The organism is Deferrisoma palaeochoriense (assembly GCF_054656955.1).
This window is the reverse complement of the sequence record NZ_BAAHXI010000206.1, coordinates 1-320: the sequence shown is the minus strand read 5'-3', so window position 1 is coordinate 320 and position 320 is coordinate 1. Positions and strand designations below refer to the sequence as shown.

Here is a 320-nt window from a genome sequence, read left to right as displayed (position 1 = left end):
TGCGAGCTGGCCGAGTCGCCGGAGATGATCGCGAAGGCGAAGGAGGCCGGGGCCGAGGGGATCAACCTGGTGGGGATGTGCTGTTCGGGCAACGAGCAGCTCATTCGCCGGGGCATCCACCATGCGGGGAACTTCATGCAGTGCGACGCGGTGATCATCACGGGCGCCGTGGACGCGATGATGGTGGACGTGCAGTGCATCCAGCAGGGGCTGGCGAATCTCTCGAAGTGCTTCCACACGAAGTTCTTCACCACGAACTACCGGTGCAAGATCGAGGGGGCGGAGCACATCGAGTTCCACGGGACGGAGAACGCGCGGGA

1 pseudogene is annotated in these 320 nt (G+C 64.1%); it reads left to right on the top strand.

The window, feature by feature from the left end:
* Window positions 1–24: 24 nt before the first annotated feature.
* Window positions 25–320 (top strand): annotated as a pseudogene (locus ACYQ8L_RS18725) (anaerobic carbon-monoxide dehydrogenase catalytic subunit); the annotation flags it as partial.